General features: G+C 48.1%; 6 protein-coding genes. 1 reads left to right on the plus strand and 5 read right to left on the minus strand.

The annotated features are described in order from the left end of the window. Window positions 1-6: 6 nt before the first annotated feature. From B2Q61_RS11070 to B2Q61_RS11090, 5 genes are read right to left on the minus strand one after another with little or no spacing between them, the layout of a single operon-like run. Entirely contained in the window at window positions 7-369 is a 363-nt protein-coding gene (locus B2Q61_RS11070; protein ID WP_290615333.1) for a tryptophan synthase subunit beta like protein, read from the minus strand. A gap of 12 nt (window positions 370-381) precedes the next feature. Next, window positions 382-969: a response regulator transcription factor gene (locus B2Q61_RS11075; protein ID WP_290615332.1), complete on the minus strand. Its 588-nt coding sequence runs from the start codon at window positions 967-969 to the stop codon at window positions 382-384. Between the two features lie 7 nt (window positions 970-976). Beyond that, a complete protein-coding gene (locus B2Q61_RS11080; RefSeq protein WP_290615331.1) occupies window positions 977-2293 on the minus strand; it encodes an HlyD family type I secretion periplasmic adaptor subunit in 1317 nt (438 codons plus the stop codon). Then, complete coding sequence (locus B2Q61_RS11085; RefSeq protein WP_290615330.1) at window positions 2290-4428, minus strand: type I secretion system permease/ATPase; 2139 nt, start codon at window positions 4426-4428, stop codon at window positions 2290-2292. The genes B2Q61_RS11080 and B2Q61_RS11085 overlap by 4 nt, the downstream gene beginning before the upstream one ends. A gap of 27 nt (window positions 4429-4455) precedes the next feature. Continuing rightward, entirely contained in the window at window positions 4456-6306 is a 1851-nt protein-coding gene (locus B2Q61_RS11090; RefSeq protein WP_290622110.1) for a TolC family outer membrane protein, read from the minus strand. 211 nt (window positions 6307-6517) lie between these two features. Here B2Q61_RS11090 and B2Q61_RS11095 point away from each other — a divergent pair. Beyond that, window positions 6518-7860 (plus strand): retention module-containing protein (locus B2Q61_RS11095; RefSeq protein ID WP_290622811.1); only part of this gene is annotated, 1343 nt, incomplete at its 3' end.

A 7860-nucleotide genomic window follows, 5' to 3' on the forward strand; every position in this document is an offset into this window, starting at 1 on the left:
AAGGGCTCAGGGCATGATGCTGTCGTCGGCGTCTTCATCCAGCAAGTTCAATGTTTTCATGTCATGGCGTAAGGTTTTCCGGTTTAACAACTTCATCTGCGCCGCCATGGGTAATTCGGTAAATTTTATCGTACCACTGGCGGTAAGCAGCTCCACCAAATCTTCCAGCACCCGCGCTAACTCGGCATCGGAATGTTGCAGTTTTTTGCTGTGGCTCAGCTCTTTGTTAGCCAGTTCGTACGCCGGAATATTTTGCTGCATAAAACGCAGTAACCCCGGATCATTATTTGATATAAACTCTGGATAATCTGCAGATTGCTCGGTGCTTAAAGCCACTATTTCATTATCACTGGCGCGTTTAACGTACATCAGAGCCATCCTCTAAAGAAGCATTATCAGTTGTAATCTGTCTTTAATACCCAGCTTAGCAAAGGTTGCGGTAAGGTGTTGCTTCACTGTTCTTTCTGTAATAAACAAATTTTCGGCGATCGTTTTATTACTCAGCCCACGGCGGGCAAGGCTGGCTACCTCATACTCCCGTTTCGACAGCCGGCTTTCAAAAGATTGCCAGCTATGCTGCGATGGAATAACTTTGGATAAAAATTGATTTAACTGATTAAGCAACGAAGCCGGGATCCACAGCGCACCACTGTTTACCGTATTTACAGCCTGCACAAAGTTAATACTGCTGCTGCCGGCATCCATATAGCCTTTGCCACCTAAGGTTAACGCGAGCTGCAATTCGGTAATGGTAACGTGCTGGCTAATCACAATAACCAGCTTACTGGCGCTATGTTGTTGCACCAGAGATTGCCAATCGCTACGGCCACTATGGATTAACACCACAGCACCCGGCTGCATGGTGCTGCTGGCAACAGCCGGAAACGTATAAATTACAGCCTGACCAAATGCCGAATGCCAGCTGGATGCGGTAAAACCGGGCGCAGTATAAATAACCACCTGTGTCATCTGTCTGCTACCTCTCTGTCATCGCGTTGCTTTTTGCTCTGAGCAAAGGTTTAAGTAAATACGACAATACTGTGCGCTTACCGGTAACAATATCTACCTGCACCGTCATCCCGGGTATAATGGTGAGTTTGTCGTCCAGTTTCTGACTGGCCGTGCTTAACCTGACCACGTAATAGGTGTTGTCTTTTTCATCGGTAACGGTGTCAGCACTGATATGACTGACCGTCGCTTGCAAGCCGCCAAAAATGGCAAAATCATAGGCACTTATCCGGATAGTAGCTTGCTGGCCGCGCTGAATAAAGGCAATGTCTCTTGGCGAAATCCGGGCCTCAATCAGTAAGGTATCATTCAGCGGCACGATATCCATAATATCCCGCCCCGGCGTTAATACCCCGCCTACCGTGTTAATGTGCAGCCGCTGAATAGTGCCGCGCATCGGTGATTTAACCTCGGCTTGCTGCACCATGTCCACCAGCCCGGTTTGTAACTCTGCCAGAGCAGCCAATCTGGCCCGCGACTCCGATAACTGATTGCGCCAGCGGTTAAGCACCGTCAGCTTAATTTCTTTCAGTTTATTCCGGGCTTCCTGCAACGCAGACTCTGCTCTGGCTACATTGGCTTCTGCCCGCTTCATTTCGCCGCGGGCCCTGGCTACATCACGCTCCAGACGCAATATGTCGATATCTGAGACCGCACCAGAGGCAAGTAACGGCTTGGTGACAGTCAGTTCCTGATTGGTTAGCGCTAAGGTTTGGCTGTATTGCAAGAGCGCCGCCCGGGCTTCCAATACTTCCTGTTGCCGTTGCTGCTGTTGTTCTGCCTGTACCGCCAGTTGCTCGTTTAATTCCGCCAGACTATTCCGGTATAGCTGTATTTCATGCGCTAAGCGCTCCGGCGCCTGTGTTTGCAGATGCTCAGGAAACTGCGGCTCGGTTTCATTGGTCAGGGCAATCAGTCTGACCACTTCCGCCTCCAGCGCATAAAACTGCGCTCTGTTTTCGGCCAGATTAGACGATGAGCGGGTGGCATCGACAGTTAACAGCACCTGACCGGCTTCGACAACCTGCCCCTCCTGCACCATAATTTGGGTAACCAGACCACCGTCCAGCGACTGGATGGTTTGCAACTGCTGTGAGGTAACCACCTTACCATCACCTCTGGCTATTTCGTCCAGCGGGGCAAATCCAGCCCAGACCAACAACAGCACCACCGCCAAAGCGATAGCGTACAACAGCCGACGTGCCGATAAGGGGGATTGCGCAATACGAGCCCATTCAGCCTCGGTTACCCAGTCTTTAGAATATTTCAGGCCAGTGTTGCTCATACGCTGCTACCCTTGATTCTGCCCTGGCGCAGCGCTTCCATTACAGTGTCTTTCGGGCCATCTGCAATAATTTTACCGTTATCAATAACGATAATCCGGTTTGCCAGGGATAACAGCGGGCTGCGGTGCGTTATCAGTAGCATGGTTTTTCCCTGCGCATAGCTGCCTAAATGCTTACGAAACGCTTCTTCACTGCTGTGATCTAGTGCTGCGGTGGGTTCATCCAGCAGCAGTATTGGCGGGTCGTTATATAACGCGCGGGCAATAGAGACGATTTGCTTCTGGCCGCCCGACAGATTCTGGCCTCTTTCGCCTACCTGCATTTCAAAGCCAGCCGGGTGTTGATTAAGCAATTGGCTCAGGCCGGAGATATTACAAATATTCAGAAAATGTTCGGCACTTTTTGGCGGGGACGCCAATTCGATGTTATGACGCAGCGTACCACTGAACAGAGAAATGTCCTGCGGCACATAACCGATATTGTTTCTCACCTGATGAACATCTAACTGACTGATATCGATATCATCCAGCAGTACCTGACCTTCTGTTGGCTCGTGCAGGCCCAGAATCAGTTTTTCTAAGGTTGATTTACCTGAACCATTGCGGCCCAGTATTGCGACATGCTCGCCGGGCTCGATGCAGAAGCTGACATTATTTAACGACGGTAAATCGTCATCCTGATAACTGAAGCTAACCCGCTTAAATTCTATTTTACCCTGCAGCAGTGGCTTGCTGATGGTGTTCTGACTGGCATCCTGCTCTGATGGATACTGCATCAATATGTCAAGATTGTCATAAGCCGATGAGGCGTAGTGAAATTGGGCTAACAGTCCGGCTGCCTGACTAACCGGCGCCAGTGCGCGTGATGACAGTAAAAAAACCGCAATCAGACTACCCTGGGTCAGGTTGCCATCAATTAGCAAATATACCCCGGTAATAATGACCGCAACGCCAACTAATTGCTGAATAAAGGCCGTGAAATTACTGACCGATGCCGATACGGCGCGCATTTTCGCACTATTGTGGGCACAACTTAACGAGAGTTGCTCCCACTTATACTGAATGTTAGTTTTAACGTTGCTGGATTTGGCCGTTTCCAGTGAACCTATGGCTTCAATTAAAGTGCTATTGCGCTCGGCCGCCGACCTGGCTGACTCGTCTGACAGAAACTTGAGCTTGCGCTGGGAAAAGTAAGCGTAAACAAGAGAAATTAACGCACCGGCAATAATCGGTAACAGCAAAGGCGGGCTAATAATGGCAATGACCACACAGTACAATAATACAAAGGGTAAATCGGCCAGCGCAACAATGGTTAGCGAGCCGATAAAACTTCTTACGGCTTCAAAAGACTGCACAATAGAAGCAAAAGCACCGGTAGACTGTGGCCGGTTTTTCAGCTTCATCGACAACACTTTGTCCATAATAGCTGAGGACATCATGACATCGGTTTTACTAGCGGCTAAATCGACAAAATGATGTCGGAGTAATTTTAAGACTAAATCTGCCAGCAGCACTAAGATAATGCCTGATGCCAATACCCACAAGGTATGAGTCGCCAGGTTAGGCACCACTCTGTCATACACGTTCATCACAAACATCGGCATCGACAGCGCAAACAGATTGATCAGAATAGCAGCAAGCAATACATCGCGGTACAGTGCCCGATTTTGCTGAATTACTCCCCAGAACCAATGCAAATGAGCCGGCAATTTAAAATGGTTGGTTTTCTGCTCGGCATCTGTTTTTGGCCGCACATAAAATACTGAACCGGCATAGTCTGCATTAAGTTGTTCAAGGCTGACGGTTATCACACTATTAGGCAGCTCGGGGTAGCTGATTGCCGCCTGTTTTGTATTGTGGTCTATCTGGTGAACGATACAGGCTTTGTTGTCGTGCAATGTTATAATGGCCGGCAACAAAGCAGCATTAAGCTGCTGTAACGGTCGCTGCAAAATGGTAGAAGCGAATTTAGCCCGCTCGGCCGCGCGGTTAAACACGGCTGGGGTGAGCATGTTATCTGTCAGTGGTAAACCACTGATCAACGCCGCCGGACTAACCGGATGCTGGTGAAACTCACATATATAAAGTAATGCTTCAAAAAGCGGCCCACCGGTATGTTGGTTATCTGGTATCAATGGGCTGCTTCCTGTATCCGTGGTGTATTACTCATCTCGCAGCACTGGACTCTCATCCTTTGCGCGTACGACGGCCTCTATCCGGCGATTTAAATTATGAGCAGTGTCGGTGTCTGCTTCTGACAATCTTCTGCTCGAGCCAAAACCTTTAGTAGCAATACGCGCCTCATCAATATTAAATTGTGCTACCAGCATTGCTTTTACGGCATCAGCGCGCTGTTGCGATAATATATTGTTATACCATACCGCACCCTGCGCTGAAGTATGGCCGTGAATTTCAGTAGTAGTATTTGGGTAGCGCTGCAAAAAAGTAGCAAAGTCGGCAAGGTCAGACATGCTTTCGGTGTTAATAACACTGGAGTCGTGATCAAACTTTATCTCTAAAGTAAAATTCACCATTTTTTCAGTGAAAATTGAACAGCCTCTGGCGTCCACTTTATCGGTTTGTGGCGTGTTAGGACAATAATCTGCGGTATCTTTTACCGAGTCGTTATCGGCATCGTTGTGCATTTGCAGGCTGTCATAAACATTAATTGCCGGACACGCAGTATCTGGGTCAACGGTAAGCTTTTCAGCGCCAAGCTCAGTTAACGACGGCCAGCTATCTGACGTTAACCCCAGGGTGTTGAGTAGGGTTCCCATGCCAGCCAATGTTCTGGCTTTGGCAACACTTAAGCTAAAACTGGCCGCAAGGTACGCTCTGCTGGCCTGGAAATATTCGTTTTCAGAATCCAGCACATCCAGCAGCGATCGCTGCCCAATATCAAATTGTTGTTTGTAAGCCGTTCGTACTTTGTCGGACGATAAACGGTGTTGATTTAACAGCGGTAACTGTTCGAACAACTTGTTACTGTCATTGTAAGAAATCTGAATGGTTTGCCGGATATTTAAACAGGCTTGATCTCGCAATTCCTGAGCAAGGTTGATTTCAGAATAAGCACGTTTTAACGTTGCAGAGTCACGGCCACCATTATAAAAGTTGTACTTAATTTCGATACCCACCCGGGCTTCGTTCTCATCCGTTCTGAGCCCAATATCTGAGTAGTTTTGATAACCATAGCTACCCACCAGATTAACAGACGGCTTGAAATTAGATTTCTCAGCTTTTGCTGCAAACTCCGCCGCTTTAATATTTCTAAGGGCAGCGTGGTAGGCAGGGCTACCCTGATAGGCCTGGCGTAATGTCTGGGTTACTGAATCTGGCAGAACATCAGCTATCACCACCTCGCTCATTACGTCGGCAGGTAACTGTCCCACCACTCTTAAATAACGGGTGGTAACGTCATGCAGGTTTGAAGTTTCGGTAATAACATTACTTTGCGCTAACGAGACGCGACCGCTTATTTGTTCTAAATCAGCCAGTTTCGCTACACCCGCTTTAGCACTGCTTTCGATTTGACGATACACTTCAAAATGTTTATTTAAATTGTCCTGAGCCAGAGCAACCAGCTTGCGCTGAGCTAACACATCCTGATAAGCACGATAGGCCTCTAACGCAACAATTTCAGCCGTTTCCAGCAAATTAAAATAGGCAACTAACTGAAAGTTAGTGAATCGATTTACTTCTGAGCGGGTGCGACTACCGTCATAAAGCATCTGGGTGAGAGAAAGCCTGGCATAGGCACCTTCATATTCTCTGACAAAACCGTAATTCTGTTTTTGATATTGGTATCCCACGGTGCCATCAACCGTTGGCTTGTAACCTGCACGTGCGGCATTAACATTTTGACCCGAGGCCAGAAACTCATGCCACTTCGCCAGCACATCAGGATTTTTTTCAATCGCTGTTTTTGCTGCTTCCTGCACGGTTGCAGCAGAATAAACAGGTGTTGAAATGGTGATGAGCAACATCAAAACAAAAAATTGAAATCCCTTCAAGGTAAGTACAGCTTTCACTCTATTTGTGTCCTTTAAATAACAAACTGCTAAAGTGTGCAAATTATATCCTATTGCGAAGTATGCTGGCTACTGCTGTTAACAATCCCGATTCATCTTTATTCTTATAAACTGTACCCAGGTCCAATAGTTTTAGTTCACCTGATTCCTTAAAATAGCCGTTGAAGTGGTTAATTTATGGATATTGCTTATTATGTCAAAAATCGTAGCTCAAGTTGTTGAAGGTATTGTTGAAGTAAAATCTGCTGATGGTGAAGTAAAGATTCTGCAGCAAGGCGATATTCTGATGCCTGGTGATACCCTTATTACCAGTGAAGACGGCTCGGTGGTATTGGCATACCTTAATGAAACCACGGTAATCGCTGAAAATCAGACCATTGTCATTTCTGACAGCTGGTTACAAACCGACGTTGCAGCAGAAGACTCGGTTGTTGATCTGAATTCGGCTGAAGGGATTCTGGCTATATTAGATGAAGAAGGCGATTTACTGGAGCAATTAGAAGCCACTGCTGCAGGTGGTGGCGGCTCGACTGAAAATAGCGGCAACAGCTTTGTCAGGCTAACCCGTGTTGTTGAGCTAAATGATGCCACTTTGCTGGCACCTGGCACCTTTGCCGCAACTGAACCACTTGCCGAGGCCCCAGTAGCCGCAGCCATTGCTGCTGACGATGCAGCTGTGGTGCAGCCAGCCATTGTTCAGGTCGATAACATTACGGCAGATGACATTATTAATGCTGCAGAAGCGGCAGCAACCATTACCGTTACGGGCACAGCCAGCGGCAGTATTATTGTTGCTGGTGATCTGGTCACCCTGGTGATCAATGGCACCACTTATATCACTACCGTACAGGCCGATGGCAGCTGGTCTGTGGATGTCGCTGGTAGCGACTTAGCCGCTGATACTGATTTTGATGTGGTGGTGACGTCTAACGATGGCTCTGGCAATCCTGTTAATACAACAAGCTCGTCAAGCCATACTGTTGATGTTATTGCCGATGCCGGCACCGTGACGGTGAATAATATTACCGCCGACGATATCGTCAACGCGACTGAAGCGGCCGGTACCATCGCGGTTACTGGCTCAGCCACTGGCGGCGACATTGCCCCGGGCGATGTGGTCACCATGATCATTAATGGCACTACTTACACCACTACCGTGCAAGCCGATGGCAGCTGGAGTGTGGATGTCGCTGGGAGCGACTTAGCCGCTGATACCGAATTTGATGTGGTCGTCAGCTCATCTGATGCTTTGGGTAATACCGTTGAATCAACCACAAACTCAACGCATACCGTTGATTTAGCTGCTGAAGCCGGCACCATTAATGTCAATAACATCACCGCGGATGATATCGTTAATGCCGCAGAAGTAGCTGGCACCATCACGGTTACTGGCACAGCCACTGGCGGCGATATTGCCCCGGGTGATGTGGTGAGCATGATCATCAACGGCACCACTTACACCACTACCGTGCAGGCCGATGGCAGTTGGTCTGTCGATGTCGCTGGTAGCGACTTAGCCGCAGACACTGAGTTTGA

This window comes from Arsukibacterium sp. UBA5043, from assembly GCA_002415085.1.
In the GTDB taxonomy this organism is placed as follows: Bacteria; Pseudomonadota; Gammaproteobacteria; order Enterobacterales; family Alteromonadaceae; genus Alishewanella.